At 71.5% G+C, this 26,761-nt stretch carries 22 protein-coding genes; 1 reads left to right on the top strand and 21 read right to left on the bottom strand.

Features of this window, described 5'->3' with window-relative positions; translation table 11 throughout:
• Nucleotides 1-29: 29 nt before the first annotated feature.
• From IE237_RS14260 to IE237_RS14240, 5 genes are all read right to left on the bottom strand, one after another.
• Nucleotides 30-1,616: a Na+/H+ antiporter gene (locus IE237_RS14260; RefSeq protein ID WP_189802277.1), complete on the bottom strand. Its 1,587-nt coding sequence runs from the start codon at nt 1,614-1,616 to the stop codon at nt 30-32.
• A 55-nt stretch (nt 1,617-1,671) separates the two neighbouring features.
• Nucleotides 1,672-2,139 carry a GNAT family N-acetyltransferase gene (locus IE237_RS14255; protein ID WP_189802276.1) on the bottom strand — a complete coding sequence of 156 codons (468 nt, stop codon included), beginning with the start codon at nt 2,137-2,139 and terminating at the stop codon, nt 1,672-1,674.
• On the bottom strand, nt 2,136-3,077 hold the full coding sequence (locus tag IE237_RS14250) for an RluA family pseudouridine synthase (protein ID WP_189802275.1): 942 nt from the start codon (nt 3,075-3,077) through the stop codon (nt 2,136-2,138). The genes IE237_RS14255 and IE237_RS14250 overlap by 4 nt, the downstream gene beginning before the upstream one ends.
• Before the next feature lie 53 nt (nt 3,078-3,130).
• The gene (lspA, locus tag IE237_RS14245; protein WP_189802274.1) at nt 3,131-3,715 is read right to left on the bottom strand and encodes a signal peptidase II; all 585 of its coding nucleotides are present in this window, start codon (nt 3,713-3,715) and stop codon (nt 3,131-3,133) included.
• Nucleotides 3,716-3,795: 80 nt separating this feature from the next.
• Nucleotides 3,796-4,617 (bottom strand): TraR/DksA C4-type zinc finger protein, encoded by an 822-nt coding sequence (locus IE237_RS14240; protein ID WP_189802273.1) that lies wholly within the window; start codon nt 4,615-4,617, stop codon nt 3,796-3,798.
• 541 nt (nt 4,618-5,158) lie between these two features.
• Here IE237_RS14240 and ileS point away from each other — a divergent pair.
• Nucleotides 5,159-8,323, top strand: coding sequence for an isoleucine--tRNA ligase (gene ileS, locus IE237_RS14235; RefSeq protein WP_189802272.1), 3,165 nt, complete (start codon nt 5,159-5,161; stop codon nt 8,321-8,323).
• A 401-nt stretch (nt 8,324-8,724) separates the two neighbouring features.
• Here ileS and IE237_RS14230 read toward each other — a convergent pair whose 3' ends face one another.
• The 16 genes from IE237_RS14230 to rsmH all read right to left on the bottom strand — a co-directional run bounded on the left by IE237_RS14230 (nt 8,725) and on the right by rsmH (nt 26,491).
• Nucleotides 8,725-9,834, bottom strand: coding sequence for a DivIVA domain-containing protein (locus tag IE237_RS14230; RefSeq protein WP_189802271.1), 1,110 nt, complete (start codon nt 9,832-9,834; stop codon nt 8,725-8,727).
• A 67-nt stretch (nt 9,835-9,901) separates the two neighbouring features.
• Entirely contained in the window at nt 9,902-10,192 is a 291-nt protein-coding gene (locus IE237_RS14225; RefSeq protein WP_017238790.1) for a YggT family protein, read from the bottom strand.
• A gap of 80 nt (nt 10,193-10,272) precedes the next feature.
• Entirely contained in the window at nt 10,273-10,893 is a 621-nt protein-coding gene (locus IE237_RS14220) for a cell division protein SepF (protein WP_030693462.1), read from the bottom strand.
• A gap of 122 nt (nt 10,894-11,015) precedes the next feature.
• Nucleotides 11,016-11,735: a YggS family pyridoxal phosphate-dependent enzyme gene (locus IE237_RS14215; protein WP_189802270.1), complete on the bottom strand. Its 720-nt coding sequence runs from the start codon at nt 11,733-11,735 to the stop codon at nt 11,016-11,018.
• An 8-nt stretch (nt 11,736-11,743) separates the two neighbouring features.
• Complete coding sequence (gene pgeF / locus IE237_RS14210; protein ID WP_189802269.1) at nt 11,744-12,472, bottom strand: peptidoglycan editing factor PgeF; 729 nt, start codon at nt 12,470-12,472, stop codon at nt 11,744-11,746.
• Entirely contained in the window at nt 12,469-13,683 is a 1,215-nt protein-coding gene (ftsZ, locus tag IE237_RS14205; RefSeq protein WP_189802268.1) for a cell division protein FtsZ, read from the bottom strand. Before ftsZ ends, pgeF begins: the two co-directional genes overlap by 4 nt.
• A 278-nt stretch (nt 13,684-13,961) precedes the next feature.
• Complete coding sequence (locus IE237_RS14200; RefSeq protein ID WP_189802267.1) at nt 13,962-14,765, bottom strand: cell division protein FtsQ/DivIB; 804 nt, start codon at nt 14,763-14,765, stop codon at nt 13,962-13,964.
• Between the two features lie 22 nt (nt 14,766-14,787).
• Nucleotides 14,788-15,882: an undecaprenyldiphospho-muramoylpentapeptide beta-N-acetylglucosaminyltransferase gene (gene murG, locus IE237_RS14195; RefSeq protein WP_030693457.1), complete on the bottom strand. Its 1,095-nt coding sequence runs from the start codon at nt 15,880-15,882 to the stop codon at nt 14,788-14,790.
• A gap of 6 nt (nt 15,883-15,888) precedes the next feature.
• Entirely contained in the window at nt 15,889-17,229 is a 1,341-nt protein-coding gene (gene ftsW, locus IE237_RS14190) for a putative lipid II flippase FtsW (protein WP_189802266.1), read from the bottom strand.
• A 55-nt stretch (nt 17,230-17,284) separates the two neighbouring features.
• On the bottom strand, nt 17,285-18,724 hold the full coding sequence (gene murD, locus IE237_RS14185) for a UDP-N-acetylmuramoyl-L-alanine--D-glutamate ligase (protein ID WP_189802265.1): 1,440 nt from the start codon (nt 18,722-18,724) through the stop codon (nt 17,285-17,287).
• A complete protein-coding gene (gene mraY / locus IE237_RS14180) occupies nt 18,706-19,776 on the bottom strand; it encodes a phospho-N-acetylmuramoyl-pentapeptide-transferase (protein WP_189802264.1) in 1,071 nt (356 codons plus the stop codon). The genes murD and mraY overlap by 19 nt, the downstream gene beginning before the upstream one ends.
• Nucleotides 19,773-21,197: a UDP-N-acetylmuramoyl-tripeptide--D-alanyl-D-alanine ligase gene (locus tag IE237_RS14175; protein WP_189802263.1), complete on the bottom strand. Its 1,425-nt coding sequence runs from the start codon at nt 21,195-21,197 to the stop codon at nt 19,773-19,775. The genes mraY and IE237_RS14175 overlap by 4 nt, the downstream gene beginning before the upstream one ends.
• Before the next feature lie 4 nt (nt 21,198-21,201).
• Nucleotides 21,202-22,893 (bottom strand): UDP-N-acetylmuramoyl-L-alanyl-D-glutamate--2,6-diaminopimelate ligase, encoded by a 1,692-nt coding sequence (locus IE237_RS14170; RefSeq protein WP_189802262.1) that lies wholly within the window; start codon nt 22,891-22,893, stop codon nt 21,202-21,204.
• 16 nt (nt 22,894-22,909) lie between these two features.
• On the bottom strand, nt 22,910-24,904 hold the full coding sequence (locus IE237_RS14165) for a peptidoglycan D,D-transpeptidase FtsI family protein (RefSeq protein ID WP_189802261.1): 1,995 nt from the start codon (nt 24,902-24,904) through the stop codon (nt 22,910-22,912).
• A gap of 7 nt (nt 24,905-24,911) precedes the next feature.
• Nucleotides 24,912-25,538, bottom strand: a complete 627-nt coding sequence (ftsL, locus tag IE237_RS14160; RefSeq protein ID WP_189802260.1) for a cell division protein FtsL — start codon at nt 25,536-25,538, stop codon at nt 24,912-24,914.
• Entirely contained in the window at nt 25,535-26,491 is a 957-nt protein-coding gene (gene rsmH / locus IE237_RS14155) for a 16S rRNA (cytosine(1402)-N(4))-methyltransferase RsmH (protein ID WP_189802259.1), read from the bottom strand. The genes ftsL and rsmH overlap by 4 nt, the downstream gene beginning before the upstream one ends.
• Between the last annotated feature and the right edge of the window lie 270 nt (nt 26,492-26,761).

Raw genomic sequence — 26,761 nt, 5'->3', positions numbered from 1 at the left:
CCTGCCACCCGCCGCCGGCGGCCCGGCCGTCAGCGCATGCTGCGGACGTCCAGGTGGCGCAGCACCCGGTCCACCACCTCGGGGTCGGCGCCGGGCTCGTTGCGGGCCGCGAGCACCTCGTGCCGGGCGGCCGACATCAGCTCCCGCTGGATCCGCTGCACCGCCTTGAACCGCTTCGTCCGCTCCACGAAGGCGGCCCGCCGCTCGTCGTCCACCATGTCGGGGCTGATCCGCGCCCCGATGTCGTACGCCCCGCGCAGCAGCCGCTCCTGGACCTCCTCGGGCAGGTCCTCGACCTCCTCGATCTCCTTGAGCCTGCGCCTGGCCGCCTTCGCGGCACGGATCGCGAGCTCCCGCTCCAGGGCGCGCTCGGCGTCCGTGTCGGCCTTCACCCCGAGCCGCTTGACCAGCCAGGGCAGGGTGAGGCCCTGGAAGACGAGGGTGGCGATGATCACACAGAAGGCGATGAAGACGATCTCGTCGCGGCCGGGGAAGGGCTCGCCGTCGTGGGTGCGCAGCGGGATGGCGAGCGCCAGCGCGACCGAGGCCACCCCGCGCATCCCGGCCCACCACATGACGACGGTCTCCCGCCAGCTCATCGGGATCTCCTCGTCGACGTCCCGGAGCGTGTGCAGCCTCTTCGCCAGCCAGGTGGCGGGGAGCAGCCAGAGGAGGCGGACGCCGACGACCACGCCGACCACGGCGGCGCCCCAGCCGAGCATCTCCCACCCGCGGCCCTCGGCGACCCCGAAGACGTGCACGAGCTCCAGGCCGATGAGGCCGAAGGCGATGCCGGTGACGAGGGTGTCGACGATCTGCCAGAAGGTCTGCCCGGCGAGCCGGCCCATGACGTCGTCGGCGTCGGCCGCGTGCTCGGCCAGGAAGAGCGCGGTGATCAGGACGGCGAGGACGCCGGAGCCGTGCAGCTCCTCGGCCAGGACGTAGCTCACGAAGGGGACGAGGAGGGTGAGGCCGGTCTGCAGGGTGGCGTCGCCGAGGAGTCCGATGAGCTTGTTGCAGAGCCAGCCGAGCGCGAGACCCACGACGACGGCGACGACGGCGGACAGCACGAACTCGCCGAGCGCCTGGGGCCAGGAGAAGGAGCCGCTGACGACGGCGGCGATCGCCACGTGGTAGAGCACGATCGCGGTGACGTCGTTGAAGAGCCCCTCGCCCTCCAGGATCGACACGAGCCGGCGGGGCAGCCCGAGCGAGCCCGCGACGGCGGTGGCGGCGACCGGGTCCGGCGGGGCGACGAGGGCGCCCAGCGCCAGGGCGGCGGCCAGTGGAAGGCCCGGCACGAGCGAGTGCGCGACCGCGCCGACGGCGGCCGTGGTGACGAAGACCAGGGCGACCGCGAGCAGGAAGATGGGCCGCCTGTTGGCCGCGAACTGCCTCCAGGAGGTCCGCTGCACGGAGGCGTACAGCAGCGGCGGCAGCACCAGCGGGAGGATGAACTCCGGCGGGATGTCGACGTTCGGTACGAAGGGCAGGAAGGCCAGCGCGATCCCGACGAGGGTCATCAGGACGGGCGCGGGCAGTCCGAGCCGGTCACCCAGGGGGACGGTGAGCAGGGCGCCGAGGAGCAGCAGGAAGAGCAGGGCCAATTGATCCACGGCCCCACCCTGTCACGTACGTCCGTTTTGGAGTCAATCGCCCCCGCTGGCGGCTTTAGAGTGTGCGCCGCATGGCCCGGTGCGGCATCCCCGCGTCCGGGAACTCGGGGCCGTACGCCACGTACCCGAGCCGCTCGTAGAAGCCCAGCGCGTGGGTCTGCGCGTGCAGGTCGACGGCGCTCAGACCGCGCTCCCGCGCCACGTCCTCGATGCCCCGCACGAGCGCCGCGCCGACCCCGAGGCCGCGCGCGGCCTGGGTGACCGCGAGCCGGCCGAGCGAGCCCACCGAAGCGTCGCCTCCGGTCCTGCCGGCCGCGTCCGCCCCGTGCAGCAGGCGCCCGGTGCCCAGCGCCACCCCGTCCGCGCGGACCGCGAGCACATGCACGGCGGTCGCGTCGTACGTGTCGTACTCCAGCTCCTGCGGGACGCCCTGCTCCACGACGAAGACCTCGCGGCGGACCGCGAAGCACGCCTCGCGGTCCTCGGTGACGACCGCCTCACGGACGGCGTACGAGGCGGTCACCGGCTCTCCGCCGCGATCCGGTCGAGGGCCTTCTGCAGGTCCTCGGGGTAGGTGCTGGCGAACTCGACCCAGGAGCCGTCGCCCGGGTGCTCGAAGCCGAGGCGGACGGCGTGCAGCCACTGCCGGGTCAGGCCGAGGCGCTTGGCGAGCGTCGGGTCGGCGCCGTAGGTGAGGTCGCCGACGCAGGGGTGGCGGTGCGCGGACATGTGCACCCGGATCTGGTGGGTGCGGCCCGTCTCCAGCTTGATGTCGAGCAGCGAGGCCGACCGGTACGCCTCGATGAGGTCGTAGTGCGTGACGGAGGCCTTGCCGTCGGCGGTGACCGCCCACTTGTAGTCGTGGTTCGGGTGCCGGCCGATCGGCGCGTCGATGGTGCCGCTCATCGGGTCCGGGTGGCCCTGGACCAGCGCGTGGTAGCGCTTGTCGACCGTGCGCTCCTTGAACTGGCGCTTGAGCGAGGTGTACGCGTACTCCGACTTCGCGACCACCATCAGACCGGAGGTGCCGACGTCGAGGCGGTGCACGATGCCCTGGCGCTCGGCGGCGCCGGAGGTGGAGATGCGGTACCCGGCGGCGGCGAGGCCGCCGATGACCGTGGTGCCGGTCCAGCCGGGGCTGGGGTGCGCGGCGACGCCGATCGGCTTCATGATCACGACGATGTCGTCGTCGTCGTGGACGATCTCCATGCCCTCGACGGGCTCCGCGACGATCTGCACGGGCGCGGCCGCGCCGGGCATCTCGACCTCGAGCCACGCGCCGCCGCTGACCCGCTCGGACTTGCCGACGACGGAGCCGTCGACCTGGACCTTCCCTGCGGCGGCCAGCTCGGCCGCCTTCGTACGGGAGAACCCGAACATTCGGGCGATGGCGGCGTCGACGCGCTCGCCCTCCAGGCCATCGGGAACGGGCAGCGTGCGGATCTCGGGACTCGTACTCACCCGTCGAGTATGCCTTGTGCGGAAGACAACTCGTCTTCCGCACGGTTTCGGGCTCAGTCCTTGTGGACGGTGCCGTCCGGGTCCAGGCCCCGGAACGACAGCAGGACGATCAGGATGCCGCCGCAGACGATCGCCGAGTCGGCGAGGTTGAAGACGGCGAAGTGGGCGGGGGCGATGAAGTCCACGACCGCGCCCTCGAAGACGCCCGGCGACCGGAAGATCCGGTCCGTGAGGTTGCCGAGCGCGCCACCGAGGAGCAGACCCAGCGCGATCGCCCAGGGCAGGCTGTAGAGCTTCCGCGCCAGCCGGATGATCACGACGATCACGGCGGCCGCGATGCAGGTGAAGATGATCGTGAAGGCCTCGCCCATGCCGAAGGCGGCACCCGGGTTCCGGATGGCGTCGAGCCGCAGCAGGTCACCGATCAGCTCGATCGGCTCGTGGCCCTCCAGCTTGGCGACCACCAGCATCTTGCTGCCGAGGTCGAGCAGGTAGGCGAGCACGGCCACGACGAAGAGGGCGACGATCCTGCGCCTGCCCCTGGGCCGCTCCTCGGGAGCGGCCGTACCGTCGGGGGCGGCCGTCTCGTCGGCCCCTGCTGAATCCGGCGTACCGATGATGCGCTCCGCCTCTGCCACGTGAGTGAGTCCCTCGACCTCGATGCCTGACCGTGCACCGAGGGTACGGCACAGGCGTACGAGACCGGCAGCCGAGATCGTCAGCCGCGCCGCTCCTGTCGCTGTTTGTCCTCGACGCAGAGCGTGGCCCGCGGGAAGGCCTGCATCCGAGCCTTGCCGATCGGCTTGCCGCACACCTCGCAGAGGCCGTACGTGCCCGCGTCGAGCCGTTCCAGGGCGTGCTCGGACTGCTCCAGCATCTCCCGGGCGTTCGCGGCCAGGGCCAGCTCGTGCTCGCGCGTGATGTTCTTGGTCCCGGTGTCGGCCTGGTCGTCCCCGGCGCCGTCGCCGGAGTCCCGCATCAGCCCGGTCAGCTCCTCCTGGGAGTGGACGAGCTCGCTGCGCAGCCGCAGCACCTCCGCCTGGAGACCGTTGCGGGCCTCGGCGACCTCCTCCGGCGTCCACGGGTCCTCGCCGGGCCGCACCGCGAGCTCACCGGCGCGCGCCGGTGGCACCGCCGCCTCGTCCTCGACGGTCGTGACGCCACCCGCGGTCTTCTTCGCTGCCACCGTCCTGGCTCCTGTCTGCTTCTTCGCGGCGGGCGCCCTCCTGGCGGCCGCCTTCTTCGCCACGGCCTTCCCGGCCGGCGTCTTCGGGGCGGAGGCCGCACCGGCCTCCTCCGCGACGGCGTCCGCGGGGACCGCGTCCTCGACGGCCGCCTTCCGGGCCGCGGCCTTCCCGGCGGACGCCTTCTTCGCGACCGACTTCCTGGCCGTCGTCTTCTTCGCGACCGTCTTCCCGGCGACCGCGACCGGTTTCCCGTCGACCGCCGACTTCTTGCCGGACACGTCCTTGGCGACCTCGGGCGCGCCGGCGGAACCGGCGGCCGAGGTCTTCTTCGCGGCGGTCTTCTTCGCCACCATGTCGCGGCCCCTTCACATTTTGTGATCTTGCTCGCGAATCGTGCTGGGACGATAAATCGGCCCAAGGCCCGCGGCAACGGGGCACGCCGCCGTTCCCACCCGCCCCCGCTCCCCTCGGGGCGGGCCTGCCTCCGTTGTGCCCAGCTCCCCGCCCGCTTATCCGTCCCTCCCCTCCCCCACATGGCCGCACGCGAAGTCCGGCACGGGCCGTATGGCCATTCGGGTCACGGAAAAACCGGTCTGCCGCCTCCCTCCGGGCCCCGTACACTGGGCGGAGCGAAAGGCTTGGATGGGGACGAGTAGCGTCGCAAGCAGCCATGAGCGACCCGGGGACGGTGAGAGCCCGGGGGCGAGCCCGATGTGAAGCATCACCCCGGAGCCGTCGGAAGAAAGCCGCCCGGCAGGGCGGTGACTAGAACCGGCGTCGCGACCCCAATGAGGGGGCTCAGGGCGATCACGTCCGGGGCCAAGGAGGGTGGTACCGCGGGAGCAGTGCTCTCGTCCCTCCGACGGAAGAGAACCGTCCGCCGGAGGAAGATCGATGTCGCAGTACCGCCAGGTGCCCGCCCAGGTCGACCTGCCCGCGCTGGAGCACGACGTGCTCGATTTCTGGCGCGAGAGCAAGGTCTTCGCGAAGACCCTGGAGCAGTCCGAGGGCCGCCCCGAGTGGGTGTTCTACGAGGGCCCGCCCACCGCCAACGGCATGCCCGGCGCCCACCACATCGAGGCCCGCGTCTTCAAGGACGTGTTCCCCCGCTTCCGGACCATGCGCGGCTACCACGTGGCCCGCAAGGCCGGCTGGGACTGCCACGGCCTGCCGGTCGAGCTCGCCGTCGAGAAGGAGCTCGGCTTCTCCGGCAAGAAGGACATCGAGGCCTACGGCATCGCCGAGTTCAACGACAAGTGCCGCGAGTCCGTGACCCGGCACACCGACGCGTTCGCCGAGCTCACGACCCGCATGGGCTACTGGGTCGACCTCGACGACGCGTACCGGACCATGGACCCCTCGTACATCGAGTCGGTCTGGTGGTCCCTCAAGCAGATCTTCGACAAGGACCTCCTGGTCCAGGACCACCGCGTCGCCCCCTGGTGCCCCCGCTGCGGCACCGGCCTCTCCGACCACGAGCTGGCGCAGGGCTACGAGACGGTCGTCGACCCCTCCGTGTACGTGCGCTTCCCGCTCACGTCCGGCCCGCTCGCGGGCAAGGCGGCGCTCCTGGTCTGGACGACGACGCCCTGGACCCTCGTGTCCAACACGGCCGTCGCCGCGCACCCCGAGGTGACCTACGTGGTCGCCACGGACGGCGACGAGCGGGTCGTCGTCGCCCAGCCGCTGGTCGAGAAGGCGCTCGGCGAGGGCTGGGTCACCACGGGCGAGTCCTTCACGGGCGCGGAGATGGAGCGCTGGACCTACCAGCGCCCCTTCGAGCTCGTCGACTTCCCGAGCGCCCGCGAGGGAAGCGATGAGCACAGCCCGGCCGAGGCGCACTACGTCGTCAACGCCGAGTACGTCACGACCGAGGACGGCACGGGTCTGGTCCACCAGTCCCCCGCCTTCGGTGAGGACGACCTCAAGGTCTGCAAGGCGTACGGCCTGCCGGTCGTGAACCCGGTCCGCCCCGACGGCACCTTCGAGGAGGACGTCCCGCTGGTCGGCGGCGTCTTCTTCAAGAAGGCCGACGAGGCGCTCACCGCCGACCTGGACGCGCGCGGCCTGCTCTTCCGGCACATCGCGTACGAGCACAGCTACCCGCACTGCTGGCGCTGCCACACGGCCCTGCTCTACTACGCGCAGCCGTCCTGGTACATCCGTACGACCGCGGTCAAGGACCGCATGCTCCAGGAGAACGAGAGGACCAACTGGTTCCCGGAGTCGGTCAAGCACGGCCGCTTCGGCGACTGGCTGACGAACAACGTCGACTGGGCGCTCTCCCGCAACCGCTACTGGGGCACCCCGCTGCCGATCTGGCGCTGCGAGGACGACCACCTCACCTGCGTGGGCTCGCGCGCCGAGCTCACCGAGCTGACGGGCACGGACCAGTCCGAGCTCGACCCGCACCGCCCGTACATCGACGCGGTCACCTTCCCGTGCCCGAGCTGCTCGAAGACCGCCACCCGCGTGCCGGAGGTCATCGACGCCTGGTACGACTCGGGCTCGATGCCGTTCGCGCAGTACGGCTACCCGTACCAGAACAAGGAACTCTTCGAGTCCCGCTACCCCGCGCAGTTCATCAGCGAGGCCATCGACCAGACCCGCGGCTGGTTCTACACGCTGATGGCGGTCGGCACCCTCGTCTTCGACAAGTCGTCCTACGAGAACGTCGTCTGCCTGGGCCACATCCTCGCCGAGGACGGCCGGAAGATGTCCAAGCACCTGGGCAACATCCTCCAGCCGATCCCGCTGATGGACCAGCACGGCGCCGACGCGGTCCGCTGGTTCATGGCGGCCGGCGGCTCGCCGTGGGCGGCCCGCCGGGTGGGCCACGGCACGATCCAGGAGGTCGTCCGCAAGACGCTCCTGACGTACTGGAACACGGTCGCCTTCCAGGCGCTGTACGCCCGCACCTCCGGCTGGGCGCCGAGCGCGGCCGACCCGGCGCCGGCCGACCGCTCGGTCCTCGACCGCTGGCTGCTGTCCGAGCTGAACACGCTGGTCGCCGAGACGACCGAGGCGATGGAGTCGTACGACACCCAGCGCACCGGCAAGCTGATCTCGTCCTTCGTCGACGACCTCTCCAACTGGTACGTGCGCCGCTCGCGCCGCCGCTTCTGGCAGGGCGACAAGGCGGCGCTGCGCACCCTCCACGACGTCATCGAGACGGTCACCCGCCTGATGGCCCCGCTGACCCCGTTCATCACCGAGCGGGTCTGGCAGGACCTGGTGGTGCCGGTGAGCCCGGACTCCCCGGAGTCGGTCCACCTCGCCACCTGGCCGGAGGCGGACTCCGACCTGATCGACAAGACCCTCTCCGAGCAGATGCTCCTGGTCCGCCGGCTGGTGGAGCTGGGCCGGGCGACGCGCGCCGAGTCGGGCGTCAAGACCCGCCAGCCGCTGTCCCGCGCCCTGGTCGCTGCGACGGGCTTCGCGGCCCTGTCGCCGGAGCTCCAGGCCCAGATCACGGAGGAGCTGAACGTCTCGTCGCTCGCCTCCCTGTCGGAGGTCGGCGGTTCGCTCGTCGACACGACGGCCAAGGCGAACTTCCGCGCGCTCGGCAAGCGTTTCGGCAAGGGCGTCCAGGACGTGGCCAAGGCGGTGGCCGCGGCCGACGCGGCGGCGCTCTCCCTGGCCCTCCGCTCCGGCGAGGCGACGCTCCCGGTGAACGGTGAGGACATCACCGTCACCCCGGAGGAGATCATCATCACGGAGACCCCCCGGGAGGGCTGGTCGGTCGCCTCCGACGCGGGCGCGACCGTGGCCCTGGACCTGGAGATCACCCCGGAGCTCCGTCGCGCGGGCCTGGCCCGTGACGCGATCCGCCTGATCCAGGAGGCCCGCAAGAACAGCGGCCTCGACGTGGCGGACCGCATCGCGCTGCGCTGGACCTCCACGTCCCCGGAGACGACGGAGGCCCTGACGGCCCACGCGGACCTGATCGCGGACGAGGTCCTGTCCACGGACTACGCGGAGGGGGCGGCCGACGACACGTTCGGTGCGGCCTTCGAGGACGAGGGCCTGACCCTCACCTTCCGCCTCCGCAAGGCGTAACCCTCCCCGAAGGGCCCGGCACCAACCCTGGTGCCGGGCCCTTCGCGTTACGGGCTGCACCCCGCGGGGCTGCACCCCGCCCGTTGTGGGCATGCGTTCCGCCGGGGCGGAACGGGTGGGCACAACGGAACGGCGCCCCTGCCGGCGCCAGAGGCTCCCGAGCCTGGACCCGCACCCCTCGTGCAGTGCACTGGTGGTGCGGGTCCAGGCGCGGAACGCGGAGGCGCCGCTGAAGGGCGCCGTCCCGTGTGCCCACCCGTCCCGCCCAGCGGGACAATTGCCCACACGGGCAAGGGGCGCAGCCCACAACGGCGGGTACGCCGAAGGGCCGGTTCCTCCAGGGGAACCGGCCCTTCAAGACTGCCGACGGCTACGCGCTCAGCACGCGTGAACCCGCCGCGTCAGTTGTCGTCCTCGTCGATCAGGAAGCCCCGCATCGGCGCCGGCGCCTGCTGCATCGGCTGGGGCGCCTGCGGCCGGACCGGAGCCATCGGCTGGGTCATCGCCGGGGACATCTGCTGCTGGCCGCCGTAGGACGGGGCACCGCCCATGGACGGGGCACCACCCATCGCGCCGTTGCCGCCGTAGGACGGCGCGCTCGCGCCCGCCGAGGCCATCGACGGGGCCGGCGGCAGGGAGGCCGTGGCCGGGGTGCGCGGCGGAGCCAGCGAGTCGTCCGCCTGGGTCTCCAGCTGACGCAGCTGCGACTCCAGGTAGGACTTCAGACGCGTGCGGTACTCGCGCTCGAAGCCGCGCAGGTCCTCGACCTTGCGCTCCAGCGTGGCGCGGGCGGACTCCAGGGAGCCCATCGCGACGCGGTGCTTCTCCTGCGCGTCCCGCTCAAGAGCGTCCGCCTTGGCGCGGGCGTCCCGCTCCAGGCCCTCGGCGCGGGAACGCGCCTCGCCGACGATCTTGTTGGCCTCGGAGCGCGCCTCGGCGATCGCCTGGTCGGCGGTCTGCTGGGCGAGCGAGAGGACACGCGCGGCGCTGTCGCCACCGGGACCCTGCTGCGGCTGCTGCTGCTGCATCGGCGGCTGCATCTGCTGCTGCGGGTGACCCATGGGGCCGCCCTGCATCGGGCCGGGACCCATCGGACCGCCTTGCATGGGACCACCCTGCATCGGGCCGGGGCCCATGGGCCCGCCCTGCATGGGGCCGCCCTGCATGGGGCCGGGGGGAAGCGCGGGGGCACCGGACGGCAGCTGCGGCGGGCCCATCTGCGGCTGCTGCTGTGCCGGCGGACCGGATATGGCGGCGGGCACGGGCGCGCCGGGACCGACGGGACGATCCTGCGGCTCCGGGGGCTTGCGCATGCCCTGCTGCTGGTTCTGCGCGGCGGCACGCGTCGCGGCGGCCAGCTTGGCGCGCAGGTCCTCGTTCTCGCGGAGCAGGCGGGTCAGTTCGGCTTCGACCTCATCGAGGAAGGCATCGACCTCGTCCTCGTCATAGCCTTCTCGAAGGCGGACGGTCGTGAACTGCTTGTTCCGCACGTCCTCGGGGGTCAGCGGCATCTCTTCTTCACCTCTACGTAGTCGTCGGCAGTCGGCAAGACCGTATCGTCCACTTGTCCCTCCACCATCACCTCGCGAAGCTGCTCACGATGGAGATCAGGATGTAGACGATGATCATCAGAACGAAGAAGGACAGGTCGAGTGCCACGCCCCCGAGACGCAGCGGCGGGATGAGTCGCCGCAGAAGCTTGAGCGGTGGATCGGTGACAGTGTAGGTGGCCTCAAGGACGACCACCATCGCCTTACCGGGTTGCCATGAACGGGCGAACTGGAAGACGTAGTCCATGACAAGCCGGACGATCAGGAGGACGAGGAAGCACATCAGCACGATGTAGACCACCTGTAGTGCGACGCCCATCCCGCGTTTCCCTCTCCCCTGGCTTTCGTGCTCTCGCTTGTCCGGCCGCTTCGCGGCCGGTCCGTCCGGTTCTCGTGTTCTCAGCTCTGGTTGAAGAATCCGCCCTCTGCGATCCGGGCCTTGTCCTCCGCCGTGACATCGACGTTAGCAGGCGACAACAGGAACACCTTCTGCGTCACGCGCTCAATGCTGCCATGGAGCCCGAAGACGAGTCCGGCGGCAAAGTCGACAAGTCGCTTCGCGTCCGTGTCGTCCATCTCCGTGAGGTTCATGATCACCGGGGTGCCCTCACGGAAGTGTTCCCCGATGGTACGGGCCTCGTTGTAGGTCCGCGGGTGCAGCGTGGTGATGCGGTACGGCTCCCGCTCGGACACGACCTTGGGCATGATCACCGGTGCGTTCTTCTCCAGGCTCGGACGTTCGGGTGTGATGGATGCCACGGGGGCAATTCGGGCCGGACGTCCGCTTTCGGCGAGTACCGGGACAGAATGGGCGATCGGCTCCCGGGGGGCCGGGGGCTGCACCACTCGCACGGGCTCCTCGCGCTCCACCTGACGCGGGGGGGTGTGGCGCCGGTCGCGCTCGGGCTCCGGCTCCAGCTCGGGTTCGAAGTCGTCGTCGGGGTCGAAGCCCCGGCCGTCGTACCCATCGTCCTCCACGAGGCCGAGGTAGACCGCCATCTTGCGCATCGCGCCGGCCATGCTCTGAGTCCTCCGCTCTGTGGTGGATCGGCCTTGTCACCAAGTGCCGGCGATCCACGGGCCACCCCGCCGTTCTGCGGAATGACCATATTTTCTGCTGTGGTCCGACTTGCTTCGCGACGTTACCCGAGCTTCGGGCGGACACCGAGTACCGCCGTACCGACGCGTACGTGTGTCGCCCCGGCTGCGACGGCCTCCTCGAGGTCCGCACTCATCCCTGCTGACACCATGTTCGCAGCAGGACGGGTCGCGCGCAGGACAGTCGACAAATCCATCAGCCGGTCGAAGGCGGCGCGTTGCCGGCCGGCGTACTCCCCCGCGAGCGGGGCGACGGTCATCAGTCCGTCGAGCCGCAGTCCGGGGGCGGCGGCCACGGCCGCGGCCAACTCCTCGACCCCGTCCGGTGCGACGCCGCCTCGGTCGCCCCGCTCGCCGGACTCGGCGTCGAGCGCGACCTGGAGGAGACAGCCGAGCTCGCGGCCCTCCTTCTCCGCGGCCGCGGAGAGAGCGGAAACGAGCTTCAAGCGGTCGACAGACTGCACCACATCGGCATAACCCACCACAGATCTGACCTTGTTGGTCTGCAACTGGCCCACGAAGTGCCAGGTCAGATCGAGGTCGGCACAGGCCGCCGCCTTCGGGGCGGCGTCCTGGTCCCGGTTCTCGGCGACGTGCCGCACCCCGAGCTCGTGCAGGAGTCTGACGTCGCTCGCGGGGTAGGTCTTGGTGACCACGATCAGGGTCACCTCCTCCCGCGCGCGCCCGGCGGCGGCGCACGCGGCGGCGATGCGCTCCTCCACCTGGGCCAGGTTCGCGGCGAGTTCCGACTTGCGGTCCGTCATGTCTCTTCTCAGTCCAACCAGACATATCCCGCGAGTCGCCCCGTGGTGCGATCCCGGCGGTACGAGTAGTGGTCGCGCGATTCCAGGGTGCAGACCCCGGCGTCCTCGATGTCCCGGACCCCGAGCCGCTCCAACTGGGCGCGCACTCCGGCGGCGACGTCGACGGCGGGGGTGCCCCAGGAGGTCTCCGCGTACGCGGCCGGTTCGACGGCCGCGACCTCGGCGCGCATCGTCTCCGGCACCTCGTAGCACCGGCCGCAGACGGCGGGTCCGGTGCGGGCGACGATCCGGGCGGGGTCGGCGCCGAGCTTCGCCATCGCCTCGACGGCGGCGGGGACGACTCCGGCGACCATGCCGGGCCGCCCGGCGTGGGCGGCGGCCGCGACGCCGGCGACCGGGTCGGCGAGGAGGACGGGGACGCAGTCCGCGGTGAGGACGGCGAGGCCGAGTCCGGGCCGGGCGGTGACGATCGCGTCGACGGACGGGATCTCCCCGTCCCCCCACGGGCCGTCGACCTCGGCGACCCCGGCGCCGTGGACCTGGTTCATCCAGACCACCCGTGCCGGGTCGAGCCCGAGGGCCCCGGCGGCCGCCGCCCGGTTGGCGAGGACGGCCCCGGGGTCGTCCCCGACCGCTCCGCCGAGGTTGAGCTCCTCGTACGGAACGGCGCTCACCCCGCCCCACCGGTCGGTGAAGGCGAAGTGGGCGCCGTTCGCGTCGAAGCGCTGTCCTATCACTTCAGGAAGTCCGGGACGTCCAGCTCCTCGGCCTGGCTGTCCGCGTACGGACGGGCCGGGGGGACGACCGGCGGGGCGGGCGTCAGCGGGGTCTCGTTGACGACCGGGGCGGGCTCGACCGGGATCGACACCGGCTCCTCGCGCGGGGCGACCGTGCCGAGGCCGCCCAGCGGGCGGGACGTCTCGGTGACGCGGGGCGCCGGGGCCGGCTCCTCGCGCTTGGCCGAGACCGAGCCGATGATGTTGTCCCGGCGGGCCGGCGGCTGACCGCCGTCGAAGCCGGCCGCGATGACGGTGACCCGGACCTCGTCGCCGAGGGCGTCGTCGATGACGGCGCCGAAGATGATGTTGGCCTCGGGGTGGGCCGCCTCGCTGACCAGCTGCGCGGCCTCGTTGATCTCGAAGAGACCGAGGTCGCTGCCGCCGGAGATGGAGAGCAGCACGCCGCGGGCGCCGTCGATGGAGGCCTCCAGGAGCGGCGAGGAGATCGCCATCTCGGCCGCCGCCACCGCGCGGTCGTCGCCGCGGGCGGAGCCGATGCCCATGAGCGCCGAACCGGCCTCGGACATGACCGACTTGACGTCGGCGAAGTCGAGGTTGATCAGACCCGGGGTGGTGATGAGGTCGGTGATGCCCTGGACACCGCTCAGGAGGACCTGGTCGGCCGACTTGAAGGCGTCGAGCACGGAGACCTGGCGGTCCGAGATCGACAGCAGCCGGTCGTTCGGGATGACGATGAGGGTGTCGACCTCTTCGCGGAGCTCGGCGATGCCGTCCTCCGCCTGGTTGGCGCGACGGCGGCCCTCGAAGGTGAACGGCCGGGTGACCACACCGATCGTCAGGGCGCCGAGCGAGCGCGCGATGTTGGCGACGACGGGCGCGCCGCCGGTGCCGGTGCCGCCGCCTTCGCCGGCGGTGACGAAGACCATGTCGGCCCCCTTGAGGACCTCCTCGATCTCCTCACGGTGGTCCTCTGCCGCCTTGCGACCGACGGCCGGGTTGGCCCCGGCCCCGAGGCCGCGGGTGAGTTCACGGCCGACGTCGAGCTTGACGTCGGCGTCGCTCATCAACAGCGCTTGCGCGTCGGTGTTGATCGCGATGAACTCGACGCCCTTGAGACCGACCTCGATCATTCGGTTGATGGCATTGACACCACCGCCGCCGACACCGATGACCTTGATGACTGCGAGGTAGTTCTGCGGTGCTGCCACGTCGAAGGCCTCTCGCCTCGAGTTACGTGTCGTCGCTGCGCGGTTGGTCGCGCCGCTCCGACGGATGCCGATTGGGACGGTCCGAAACGCCGACCCAAACCCTAACGTTGAAGTTTAGGGTTACCAGTGTCTCTGTTCGCTGGACTCTTCCGAACAGGACACTAAGTCGACAAGTGGCGCACGTTCAACGAACACGCCGAACCTCCCGTTTTTCTTTTCACCCTATGTGATCACCCGTAGCGCTGGCCAACCAGGGTGCTGGCCAGCGGAGATGCCCGTCAACTTCCGGACGAGGCGGGGGCCGTGGGGGCACTTACGTCGAAGTGCCCCGCTTTGGGAGTGGCCTTCATGAGGGCGGTCAGCACCCGGGCCTTGACCGGGCCGTGCTCACCACTGCCCCAGAAGACCGTTCGGCCCCTGGTCAGCTCCAGAGTGACGGAGTCGTACGAGGTGACGCGCACGACACGAGTGTCCCGGGCGATTTCCGCCGGGAGTTCACCCCGGACGCGCACCGCCTCCTGGAGCAGCCGGTCCGCGTCGAAGCGGCGGAGGCTCGGTGAGGAGGCGCTGTCGAGGGCGAGCAGGGGGACGCCGCGGGGCGCGGTGTCGACGGTGGCGAACCGCAGTCCCGTCGAGTCCACTTCAGTGAATTTTCCACCCTTTTCGACAAGGAGAACGGGCTTCCGTTCCGTCACTTTCAGCCCGATTCCGTGCGGCCATGACCGCACGACGTCGATCGACTCGATCCGCGGGAGCCCCCGCCGGAGCCGGGCCTCGATCGCGTCGGTGTCGACGGTGACGAGCGGGGCGCCCATCGGGACGGCCGCGACCGCCTCGACCTCGGCCGGTGTCAGGACCCGGGTGCCGGAAGTCTTCACACGTTCCACACGGAACCAGGTCGATCCGTAGAGCGCCCAGACCCCGCCGGCGACGAGCGCGACGAGGCCGAGCACCACGAGGAGGAGCCGGGGGGCGGGCACCCGGAACCGGGGGTTCCGGGTGCCGGTGCCGGACGACCGCTCCGACGACCCCTTCGGCTTTCTGGCACCGCTCTTCTCCGCGGTCGTCGGTCCGGCTGCCACCTGGCGTCTCCCTAGTCCCCCGCTACGCCTGCCGGCGGGCGGCGATGGCCTCGTACACCATGCCGACGAGCAGGTCGTCGGCGTCCCGGCGGCCGAACTCGGCGGCGGCACGGGACATCTCGTACAACCGGTGCGGATCGGCCAGTACGGGCAGGACGTTGCCCTGCACCCACTGCGGCGTCAGCTCCGCGTCGTCGACGAGGAGTCCACCGCCGGCCTTGACCACCGGCTGGGCGTTGAGCCGCTGTTCGCCGTTGCCGATGGGCAGCGGGACGTACGCGGCGGGCAGCCCGACGGCGGAGAGCTCGGCGACGGTCATCGCGCCCGCGCGGCAGAGCATCATGTCGGCCGCGGCGTACGCGAGATCCATCCGGTCCACGTACGGTACCGGCACGTACGGCGGCATACCGGGCATGTTGTCGACCCGCGGCATCTCGTTCTTCGGGCCGACCGCGTGCAGGATCTGGATGCCGGAGCGCTGGAGCACCGGGGCGATCTGCTGGATCACCTCGTTGAGCCGCCGGGCGCCCTGCGAGCCGCCGGAGACGAGCAGCGTGGGCAGGTTCGGGTCCAGGCCGAAGGCGGCGCGCGCCTCGGGCCGTACGCGCGCCCGGTCGAGGGTCGCGATGGTGTGCCGCAGCGGGATGCCGATGTAACGGGCGTTGCGGAGCTTGCTGTCCGGGGTGGCGACGGCGACCCCGGCCGCGTACCGCGAACCGATCTTGTTGGCCAGGCCGGGCCGGGCGTTGGCCTCGTGGACCACGATGGGCACCCCGAGGCGCTTGGCCGCCAGATAGCCCGGCAGGGCCACGTAGCCGCCGAAGCCGACCACGCAGTCCGCCTTGGTGCGCTCCAGGACCTGCTCGGCCGCCTTGATCGTGCCGCGCAGCCGCCCGGGGACGGTGATCAGCTCGGGGGTGGGCTTGCGGGGCAGCGGTACGGCGGGGATGAGCGCCAACTCGTAGCCCCGCTCGGGCACGAGCCGGGTCTCCAGACCCTTCTCCGTGCCGAGCGCCGTGATCCCCACGCTGGGGTCCTGCCTGCGCAGGGCGTCCGCGAGGGCGAGCGCGGGCTCGATGTGGCCGGCGGTCCCCCCACCGGCGAGTACGACATGCACCGAAATTCACCGCTCTCCGGACGGGCGCTTCTTGACGCGCCGTCGCATCGACTTCCATCTCTTCCCGACCCGCTTGCCCCAGCCGGGGCGGCGCATGGCCAGGGCCGCTTTCGCGGCGGGTTCCTGTCGCGCGAAGGCGATGAGGAGCCCGACGGCGAACATGGTCGGCAGCAGGGCCGACCCTCCGTAGGAGAACAGCGGGAGCGGGACACCGGCGATCGGCAGCAGGCCGAGCACCGCACCGATGTTGATCACGGCCTGAGCCGTGATCCAGGTGGTCACACCTCCCGCGGCGAACCTCACGAAGGGGTCCTCCGTGCCTCCGGCCACGCGGATACCCGCATAGCCTAGAGCCGCGAACAGGGCGAGTACCGACAGCGTCCCCGCGAGACCCAGTTCCTCACCGGTGACCGCGAAGATGAAGTCGGTGTGCGCTTCAGGCAGTTGGCCCCATTTCTCGACGCTCGCACCGAGTCCGGAACCGAACCATCCGCCCGAGGCCAGAGCATAGATTCCGTGCGCGGCCTGCAGGCAGGGGGCTCCCTCGCCACCGGGATCGGTCGCGCCGATGCAGTCGAAGCGCTTCATCCGGTTCGAACTCGTCTTGATGAGCAGCACACCGATCGCACCGGCCACCGCGAGCACGCCGACGAAGAGCCGGGTGGGCGCTCCGGCCGTCCAGAGCAGGCCGAAGAGGATGGCCGCGAGGATGATCGAGGTGCCCATGTCGCCGCCGAGCATGATCAGTCCGAGGAGCATGAACGCTCCGGGGACCAGCGGCACCAGCATGTGCTTCCACTGGGTCAGAAGCCGCATGTCCTGCTTGCGGGCGAGCAGATCGGCCCCCCACAGGATCAGCCCCAGCTTGCCGAACTCGCTGGGCTGGAGCTGGAAGGGGCCGCCGAGCGAGATCCAGTTCTGGTTGCCGTTGACCGCGTGCCCTATCCCGGGGATCTGCACGAGGACCATCAGGAAGACCGCGCCGGCCAGGATCGGGTAGGCGAGCGCCCGGTGCAGCTTGACCGGCATCCGTGAGGCGACCAGGAGCAGTCCGGTGCCCAGGAGCGCGGCGAAGAACTGCTTCCGGAAGAAGTAGGAGGGCACCAGGTCGTAGCGGAGCGCCGTGATCATCGAGGCGGAGTAGACCATCACCAGGCCGAGCGTGGTGATGAGCAGGCCCGCGCCGATGATCACGTAGTACGCCGTGAGGGGCCGGTCCCAGGCCTTGCGGACCCGCTCGTACAGCCCCCGTACGCCTCCGCCGCGCCCACGCCGCGGGGTCGCGGAGGCCCGCCCTCCGCCGCGTACGGCGGAAGGCCGGCGCGTCCCGGCGATCTTGCTCGGCATGGTCGCTGTCCCCTCCAGTCGTGCCCGGTCCGGCCGGACCCTCCCGCTGGTCGGGTCAGGCGTCCCCGGTGGCGGCGAGGGCGCGGACGGCGTCCGCGAAGGCCTCGCCCCGCTTGTTGTAGTTGGTGAACATGTCCATCGAGGCGCAGGCCGGGGCGAGCAGGACCGTGTCCCCCGGGCGGGCGAGCCGGGCCGCCTCGCGGACCGCCTCGGACATCGCCCCAGTGTCGGTCCGGTCGAGGTCCACCACCGGGACCTCCGGGGCGTGTCGCGCCAGGGCTTCGCGGATCAGGGCGCGGTCGGCGCCGATCAGGACGGCTCCGCGCAGGTGCTTCGCCGACCGCTGGACGAGCTCGTCGAAGGTCGCGCCCTTGGCGAGGCCGCCGGCGATCCAGACGATCGGGTCGTAGGCGGCCAACGAGGCTTCCGCGGCGTGGGTGTTGGTGGCCTTGGAGTCGTCGACGTACGTGACCCCCTGGACCTCCTCGACCAGTTCGATGCGGTGCGGGTCGGGCCGGAAGGCCTTGAGGCCGTCCCGTACGGCCTTCGCCTCGACGCCGAAGGCCCGCGCGAGGGCGGCGGCGGCGAGGGCGTTGGCGATGTTGTGCGGGGCCGGGGGCTGGACGTCGGCGACCTCGGCCAGCTCCTGGGCGTTCTTCTGCCGGTTCTCGACGAAGGCCCGGTCGACGAGGATGCCCTCGACGACGCCGAGCTGGGAGGGGCCGGGGGTGCCGAGGGTGAAGCCGATGGCGCGGCAGCCCTCCTCGACGTCGGCCTCGCGCACCAGGTCCTCGGTCACCTTGTCGGCCACGTTGTAGACGCAGGCGACCTGGTTGCCCTCGTAGATGCGGCCCTTGTCGGCGGCGTACGCCTCCATGGAGCCGTGCCAGTCGAGGTGGTCGGGCGCCAGGTTGAGCACGGCGGCCGAGTGGGCGCGGACGGACGGCGCCCAGTGCAGCTGGTAGCTGGAGAGCTCGACGGCGAGCACGTCGTACTCCTCCTCGCCGAGGACGGCGTCGAGGAGCGAGACGCCGATGTTCCCGACGGCGGCGGTCCGCAGACCGGCCGCCTCCAGGATCGAGGCGAGCATCCGCACGGTCGTGGTCTTGCCGTTGGTGCCGGTGACCGCGAGCCACGGGGCCGCCCCGGGCCCGCGCAGCCGCCAGGCCAGCTCGACGTCGCCCCAGACCTCCACGCCCGCCTCGGCGGCGGCCGCGAAGAGGGGCTTGTCGGGCCGCCAGCCGGGGGTGGTGACGATCAGCTCGGTGCCGGTCGGCAGCGTCGCCCCGTCGCCGAGGCGGACGGTGATGCCCTCCGCCTCCAGCTCGGCGGCCTGCGCCCGGGAACGCTCGTCGTCGCCGTCGTTGACGACGGTCACGAGCGCGCCGCGGGCGTGCAGGGCGCGGGCGGCCGGGATGCCGGAGACCCCGAGTCCCGCGACGGTGACCTTCTTGCCGTTCCAGTCGAGCTGTTCTGTCACTTTTCCGATGCCCATCCCGCGTAGAAGAGGCCCAGGCCCACGATCACGCACATGCCCTGGATGATCCAGAACCGGACGACGACCAGGACCTCGGACCACCCCTTGAGTTCGAAGTGGTGCTGGAGGGGGGCCATCCGGAAGACGCGCTTGCCGGTCATCTTGAACGAGCCGACCTGGATGACCACGGACATCGTGATCAGCACGAACAGGCCGCCGAGCAGGGCCAGCAGGAGCTCCGTACGGGAGCAGATGGCGAGACCGGCGAGGGCGCCGCCGAGGGCGAGCGAGCCGGTGTCACCCATGAAGATCTTGGCGGGCGAGGTGTTCCACCAGAGGAAGCCGAAACAGGCGCCCATCAGCGCGGAGGCGACGACCGCGAGGTCGAGCGGATCGCGGACCTCGAAACAGGCGTTGGGGTTGGTCAGCGTCACCGCGTTGGCACAGGACTCCTGGAACTGCCAGAGCCCGATGAAGGTGTAGGCGCCGAAGACCATCACCGAGGCGCCGGTGGCCAGACCGTCCAGACCGTCCGTCAGGTTCACGCCGTTGGACATGGCCAGGATCATGAAGAGCGCCCAGACCACGAAGAGCACCGGGCCGATCGCCCAGCCGAAGTCCGTGATGAAGGAGAGCTTCGTGGAGGCGGGGGTGAGCCCCCGCAGGTCCGCGAACTGCAGCGAGAGCACGGCGAAGGCGATGCCGACGATCAGCTGGCCGGCCATCTTCGCCTTGGCCCGCAGGCCGAGCGAGCGCTGCTTGACGATCTTGATGTAGTCGTCGAGGAAGCCCACCAGGCCCATGCCGGCCATGAGGAACAGCACCAGGACGCCCGAGTACGTCGGGTCCTCACCGGTGATGACCTTGGCCAGCGCGTACGCGATGAGCGTGGCCAGGATGAAGGAGATGCCGCCCATGGTGGGCGTGCCCTTCTTCCCGGCGTGACCGCGCGGGCCGTCGTCCCGGATGAACTGCCCGTACCCCTTGCGGGCAAGGAGCTTGATCAGCAGCGGCGTGCCGATCAGGGTCAGGAAGAGCCCGATGGCCCCCGCGAAGAGGATCTGCCTCATCGGCCGGTGACCTCGCCCTCGGTGTCGAGGAGCGCCAGCGCGACCTTTTCGAGACCGACCGACCTGGAAGCCTTCACAAGGACGACATCCCCCGGGCGCAGCTCACTGCGCAACAGGTCGACAGCCGCCTGCGCGTCGGACACGTGCACCGACTCCTCACCCCACGAACCCTCGTTATATGCGCCCAGTTGCAGCCAGGACGCTTCCCTGTCCCCGACCGCCACGAGCTTGCTGACGTTGAGCCGGACGGCGAGCCGTCCGACCGCGTCGTGCTCGACGAGCGATGCGTCACCGAGCTCGGCCATCTTGCCGAGCACCGCCCACGTACGAGCCCCTCGGGCCTGTGCGGCCCTGCCCATGGCCGCGAGCGCGCGCAGGGCGGCTCGCATGGACTCGGGGTTCGCGTTGTAGGCGTCGTTGACGATCGTCACGCCGTCCGGACGCTCGGTGACCTCCATGCGCCAGCGCGACAGGGTGCCCGCCTCGGAGAGCGCGGTGGCGATCTCTTCGACAGGCATGCCCAGCTCGTGCGCGACGGCGGCCGCTGCGAGCGCGTTCGACACGTGGTGCTCACCGTACAGGCGCAAGGTCACGTCACTGCACCCGGTGGGTGTGTGAAGACGGAAAGAAGGCTGTCCGTTCTCTGTGAGGTGGACGTTCTCGGCCCGTACGGCCGCTTCGTCCGCTTCGCCGAACAGGGTCACGCGGGCCTTGGTGCGGCTCGCCATCGCGCGGACGAGCGGGTCGTCGGCGTTGAGGACCGCGATTCCGCCCTCCTCGGCGGACGGCAGGGCCTCGACGAGCTCGCCCTTCGCCTGGGCGATCTGCTCCCGGCCGCCGAACTCGCCGATGTGGGCGGTGCCCACGTTGAGGACGAGGCCGATACGGGGCGGGGTGAGGCCGGTGAGGTAGCGGATGTGCCCGATGCCGCGGGCGCCCATCTCCAGGACCAGGTGCCGGGTCTCGTCGCTCGCGCGGAGCGCCGTGAGCGGCAGGCCGATCTCGTTGTTGAGCGAGCCGGGCGTCCACACGGTGGGCGCGTGCTTGTCGAGGACCTGGGCGATCAGGTCCTTGGTGGAGGTCTTGCCGGCCGATCCGGTGAGGGCGACGACGTCGGTGCCGAGCCGTTCCACGACCGCGCGGGCGAGGGCCCCCAGCGCGCTCTGGACGTCGTCCACGACGAGGGCGGGGACGCCGACGGGGCGGGCGGCGAGCACGGCCACCGCTCCCGCCGCGACGGCGCGCTCCGCGTAGTCGTGGCCGTCGACGTGCTCACCGGCGAAGGCCGCGAAGAGGCTGCCGGCCCGCACCTCGCGGGAGTCGATGACGACGGGCCCGGTGACCCGGGCGGCCGGATCCGGTATGTCGTGCGCCTGCCCGCCGACGATTTCGGCGATCTCGGCGAGGGAGAGGGCGATCACTGCTTCATCCCTGACTGTTCTCGTGGCTGGCTTCGGCGCCTGCGTCCGCCGGGGCGGTCGGGGCGTTCTGTTCGAGGATCGCCGCGCGCAGGACCTCACGGTCGTCGAAGGGGCGTACGACCCCGGCGATCTCCTGGCCCTGCTCGTGGCCCTTGCCGGCGACCAGGACGGTGTCGCCGGGCCGCGCGCGGGAGACGGCGGCGGCGATCGCGGCGGCCCGGTCGGGTTCGACCAGGACGTCGCCCCGCTCCCCCGCCGGCACCGCGGCGGCGCCGGCGAGCATCGCGCTGAGGATCACCAGGGGGTCCTCGGAGCGGGGGTTGTCGGAGGTCAGCACGGCGGTGTCGGCGAGCCGCGCGGCGGCGGCGCCCATCGGGCCGCGCTTGGTGGTGTCCCGGTCGCCGCCGCAGCCGATGACGACGTGCAGCCGGCCCTCCGTGACCTCGCGCAGGGAGCGCAGGACCGATTCGACGGCGTCCGTCTTGTGCGCGTAGTCGACGACCGCGAGGTACGGCTGGCCGGCGTCGACCCGCTCCAGGCGGCCCGGGACGCCGGGGACGGCGGCGACGCCCTCGGCGGCGGCCTTCGGGTCCAGGCCGGCGGCGGCGAGGGTGGCGATCGCGGCGAGGGTGTTCGCGACGTTGAACGGGCCGGGCAGCGGGGCGGTGGCGGGGATCCGCTCGCCCTCGGGGCCGACGGCGGTGAACGTCGAGTCGTGGGAGCCGAGGACGAGGTCCTCGGCGCGCCAGTCGGCCTCGGCGCGGCCTTCGGCGGAGAAGGTGACGACCGGGACGGTCGCCTCCGCGGCGAGCCTGCGGCCGTACGCGTCGTCGAGGTTCACCACGCCCAGGCGGCTGCGCTCGGGCGTGAAGAGCCCGGCCTTGGCCCGGAAGTAGTCCTCCATGTCGGAGTGGAACTCCATGTGCTCCGGGCTGAGGTTGTTGAAGACGGCGACGTCGAAGACGCAGCCGTCGACCCGGCCGAGCACGAGGGCGTGGCTGGAGACCTCCATGGCGACGGCCTCGACGCCCCGCTCGCGCATGACGGCGAAGAGCGCCTGGAGGTCGGTGGCCTCGGGGGTGGTCCGCTCGGACTTGATCCGCTCGTCGCCGATCCGCATCTCCACGGTGCCGACGAGGCCGGTCCGGCGCCCGGAGCCGCGCAGGCCCCCCTCCACGAGGTACGCCGTCGTGGTCTTGCCGGAGGTGCCGGTGATGCCGATCTGGAGGAGGTCCTCGCCGGGGCGCCCGTAGATCGCGGCGGCGAGTTCGCCCATCCGGCCGCGCGGGTTCTCCACGACGAGGACCGGGAGGCCGGTCGCGGCGGCGCGCTCGGCGCCCGCCGGGTCGGTGAGGATCGCGGCGGCGCCGAGTCCGGCGGCCTGGGCGACGAAGTCGGCGCCGTGGGTGCGGGCGCCGGGCAGGGCCGCGTACAGGTCACCGGGGCGCACGGCCCGCGAGTCGTGCGTGATGCCCGAGATCTCGGCGGTCCCGGGGGCGTCGGCTCCGAGCTGCGCGGCCAGGTCGCCCAGGGGTGTCGGGCGGGCCTGTTCCGGCCGGGGTGGGGCGTTTCGGTACTGATCAGCGTGTGGCACGGCGGTGAGCGTACCGGGCGCACCCTGTGCGGGGCCAAAAGAGCCCGGGGCCTCGCCGGAGTTCGATTTCCGGTTCCCGGAATGGGGGGTGATCGTTGTCACTGGTGCTCCCGGAGTGTCACGGGGTGGGTTCGAAGGTGACCGGCAGTCGGGCGGGGTCGCTCCCGGTGGGGGCGACGTGGAGGGTCTTGAGCGCGAACTCCATGACCTTCTTGTAGATGGGTCCGCAGATCTGGCCGCCGAAGTAGCTGCCCTTGGTGGGGTTCTGGATGGCGCAGTAGACGGTGATCTGCGGGTCGTCGGCGGGGGCGAAGCCGGCGAAGGAGGCGGTGTAGCCCTTGTACCGGCCGAGCTCGGGGTCGACGCGGTTGGCGGTGCCGGTCTTGCCGGCGACCCGGTAGCCGGGGATGGCGGCCTTGTTGCCGGTGCCCTCCCGGTCCTTGACGACGGACTCCAGCATCCGCGCGAGGGTCTTGGCGGTCTTCTCGCTGATCACCCGGGACTCCTGGGGCGCGGGGGTCGCGGCGAAGCGCCCGTCGGGCCCCTTGGTGCCGCGCACGAGGGTCGGCTCGATCCGTACGCCTCCGTTGGCGATGGTCGAGTACACGGAGGCGGCCTGCATGGCGCTGACGGAGAGGCCCTGGCCGAAGGGGATCGTGTACTGCTGCGAGGTGGACCAGTCCTGGGGCTTGGCGAGGATGCCGGGCGTCTCCCCCGGGAAGTTCAGGCCGGTCGGGCTGCCGATGCCGAACTTGCGCAGGTAGGAGTGGAGGACCCGGTTGGCCTCGGCCTGGGTGGCGCCGAGCTGCCCGGTGGCGAGGATCGTGCCGATGTTGCTGGACTTGGCGAGGACGCCGTTGAGGGTCAGGTACCAGGTGATGTGGTCGATGTCGTCCTGGAAGAGCCGGTCGCCGCGGTGGAGCCGGTTCGGGACGGTGACGTGGGTGTCGGGGGCCGCCTTGCCCTCCTCCAGGACGGCGGCCATGGACATGACCTTGCTGGTGGAGCCGGGCTCGTAGGCGTCCTGGAGGGCGGCGTTGCCCATGGCGGCGGCGTTGGCGGCGGAGAGGTCGTTGGGGTCGAAGCCGGGGGCGTTGGCCATGGCGAGGACCTCGCCGGTCCTCGTGTTCTGCACGACGACGTAGCCGCGGTCGGCCTTGGACTTCTTCACCTGCTCGGTGATGGCCTGCTGGGCGGCCCACTGGATGTCCCGGTCGATGGTCAGCTCGATGTCGGAGCCGGGGACGGCGGGGGTGCCCTGGGAGCCCGCGGTGGGCACCTGGCGGCCGCCGGACTGGGTGAAACGGATCTTGCCGTCCTTGCCGGCCAGCTCCGCGTCGAGCATGGACTCCACGCCGCCGGCACCGCGGCCCTCGGCGTTGACGTATCCCAGTATCCCGGCGGCGAGCTCGCCGTTCGGGTACACGCGCTTGGTGCTGGGCTCGCTGAGGATGCCGCCGAGGAGGTTGGTCCCGTTGCCGCCGACGGCCTGCGCCTTCTGCCCGTAGACCTTCTTGAGGTCCCTGATCTGGTTCCAGACCTGCGGGGTCTGCTTGCGGGCGAGCAGGGTGTAGCGGGACTTGGGGGTGCGGAGCTTCTTCGCGAGCTCGGCGGGCTCCTTGCCGAGGATCGGGGCGAGGAGCGCGGCCGCCTGCTCGGGGGCGTCGGCGATCTTCGACTCCTCGCGGGTGAAGAGCTTGGGGTCGGCGGTGATGTCGTACGCGTCGACGCTGGCGGCGAGCGCGATGCCGTTGCGGTCGGTGATCTCGCCCCGCTCGGCGGAGAGCGTGTACTCCTGGAAGCGGTACTTGTCGGCCTTGGCGGCGTACGCGCCGGCATCGACGGCCTGGACCTGGAGCAGCCGGACCACGAAGACCAGCATGACCAGGGTCAGGCCGAGGGAGATCAGGCGCAGCCGGGGCCGGGGGCTGCCGAGCCGGATGGTGCGGGGCTGCCGGGCAGGGGGCCGGGGCGCGGTCCGCCTCGCGGCCGGGCGCGGGGCGGGGCGGGCCGTGCGGGCACCGGGCGTGCGGGCTCCGGCGGAGGCGGGCCGGGGGCGTGCGGGCCGGGCGGGTCCGGGGACGCTGCGGCGCGGGGGCTCCTTGGGGGGCACTGCTCGGTCACCTGCCGGAGGTCTGTGTGAAGTCCAGGACGTCTGGTCCCGGCGCTGTCCGTTCCTGGTCGATGCCGGCGAGGCCCGGACCGGTGGGCCCCCCGCCGGTGGGGAAGGTGCTGGTGGGACTCGTGCCGGTGTTCGCCGGTGCTCCGCCCCGGCCGGCCGGACTGTCGAGCACGCTGGTGCGGGTGGCGGGTGTGGTGGCGGACGGCGGCGGTGGCTTCGGGGTGGGCTTCGGCCTGGGCTTCGGGGGCGGGGGCGGCGCCACCGCGACCGAGGGTTCGCCGAGCACCTTGCCGTCCGGGCCGAGGAATGCGGGGCTGCCGCCCGGGACCATGCCCAGCTCACGGGCCCGCCGCTCCAGGGCGTCGGGGGCCGCGTAGTCGTCGACGTCCCGCTGGAGGGCCTGCTCCTCGTCGGTGAGCTCGGTGGTCCTGTCCTTGAGCTCGTTCAGCTGGAAGGACCCCTGGTTGAGGGCCGAGTTCAGCAGGAGCAGCGTGATCAGCCCGCCGCCGAGCAGCACGAAGACGAGCAGGACGAAGGGGGTGCGGGCGGCCGAGCTGGGCCCCGACGGCATGAGCCGTCCGAGCCGCGCGGCCCGCCCTTTGAGGGGCCCCTTCGCCGTGCTCACCGGACGTCTTTCCGGATGCGCTCGACACCGCGGAGCCGGGCGGGGGCGGCGCGCCGGTTCTCGGCGACCTCCTCCTCCGTGGGCAGCTCGGCGCCCCGGGTGAGCAGCTTCAGCCGGGGCTGGTACTTCTCGGGGACGACGGGAAGACCGGGCGGGGCGGTGGTCGCCGCGCCGGCCGCGAAGACGCCCTTGACGATCCGGTCCTCCAGGGACTGGTACGAGAGGACGACGACCCGGCCGCCGACGGCGAGGGCCTTCACGGCCGCCGGGATGGCCTTCTCGACGCTGTCGAGCTCGCGGTTGACCTCGATGCGCAGGGCCTGGAAGGTGCGCTTGGCCGGGTTGCCGCCGGTGCGCTTGGCGGCCTGCGGCAGGGCGTCGCGGATGAGCTCGACGAGCCGGGCGCTGTTGGTGAAGGGCTCCTTGTCGCGCTCGCGCACGATCGCGGAGACGATCCGCTTGGCCTGCTTCTCCTCGCCGTACGCGCGCAGGATCCGGACCAGCTCGCCCGGGGGGTAGGTGTTGAGGACCTCGGCCGCGCTGATGCCGGTCGTCTGGTCCATGCGCATGTCGAGCGGGGCGTCCTGGGCGTAGGCGAAGCCGCGGTCGGCCTCGTCCAGCTGCATGGAGGAGACGCCCAGGTCGAAGAGGACGCCGTCCACCTCGGGGATGCCGAGCCGGTCGAGGACCTCGGGCAGCTCGTCGTACACGGCGTGGACGAGGGTGGCCCGCTCCCCGAACGGGGCGAGCCGCTCGCCGGAGAGCCGGAGGGCCTCCTTGTCCCGGTCGAGGGCGACGAGCCGCGCCTCGGGGAACCGCTCGAGCAGGGCCTCGCTGTGGCCGCCGAGGCCCAGGGTGCAGTCGACGACGACCGCGCCGGGGCGCTGCAGTGCGGGGGCCAACATGTCCAGGCACCGCTGGAGCATCACCGGGACGTGTCGGTCGTTGCTCAATGCGCCCTCTCAGATCCGGCGCGGAGGCACGTACCGCGGGATGAGGCCGAGCCGGAGGTACCGCCGCACACACGGGGGAGAAACCGCGGGAAATCGCTCGTTGTCTCCGTGAACTCCGCGTCACTTTAGTCCACGGGACCCGCCGGTCAATCAACCGACTGGCGTGCCGCGTGACCCGGAGAGCGTCATCTGTGGTTTAGCTCACAACAAGACTCATTGATGTTCTTTGTCCCTCCTCACAGCGGGCCGGAAGGGGACGTGACCATTACC

The sequence above is a fragment of the Streptomyces tanashiensis genome, from assembly GCF_014648895.1.
In the GTDB taxonomy this organism is placed as follows: Bacteria; Actinomycetota; Actinomycetes; order Streptomycetales; family Streptomycetaceae; genus Streptomyces; species Streptomyces tanashiensis.
Note: the sequence above shows the minus strand (reverse complement) of the source record. Positions and strands in the feature narration are given on the sequence as shown.

Bases quoted from the DNA above. Each gene is read 5' to 3' on its own strand.
- IE237_RS14240 (WP_189802273.1), bottom strand. From the start codon at position 4,617: ATGGTGGCGAAGAAGACCGCCGCGAAGAAGACCTCGGCCGCCGGTTCC.
- ileS (WP_189802272.1), top strand. From the start codon at position 5,159: ATGTCGCAGTACCGCCAGGTGCCCGCCCAGGTCGACCTGCCCGCGCTG.
- IE237_RS14230 (WP_189802271.1), bottom strand. From the start codon at position 9,834: ATGCCGCTGACCCCCGAGGACGTGCGGAACAAGCAGTTCACGACCGTC.
- IE237_RS14225 (WP_017238790.1), bottom strand. From the start codon at position 10,192: ATGGGCGTCGCACTACAGGTGGTCTACATCGTGCTGATGTGCTTCCTC.
- IE237_RS14220 (WP_030693462.1), bottom strand. From the start codon at position 10,893: ATGGCCGGCGCGATGCGCAAGATGGCGGTCTACCTCGGCCTCGTGGAG.
- IE237_RS14215 (WP_189802270.1), bottom strand. From the start codon at position 11,735: ATGACGGACCGCAAGTCGGAACTCGCCGCGAACCTGGCCCAGGTGGAG.
- ftsW (WP_189802266.1), bottom strand. From the start codon at position 17,229: ATGCCGAGCAAGATCGCCGGGACGCGCCGGCCTTCCGCCGTACGCGGC.
- murD (WP_189802265.1), bottom strand. From the start codon at position 18,724: ATGGGCATCGGAAAAGTGACAGAACAGCTCGACTGGAACGGCAAGAAG.
- mraY (WP_189802264.1), bottom strand. From the start codon at position 19,776: ATGAGGCAGATCCTCTTCGCGGGGGCCATCGGGCTCTTCCTGACCCTG.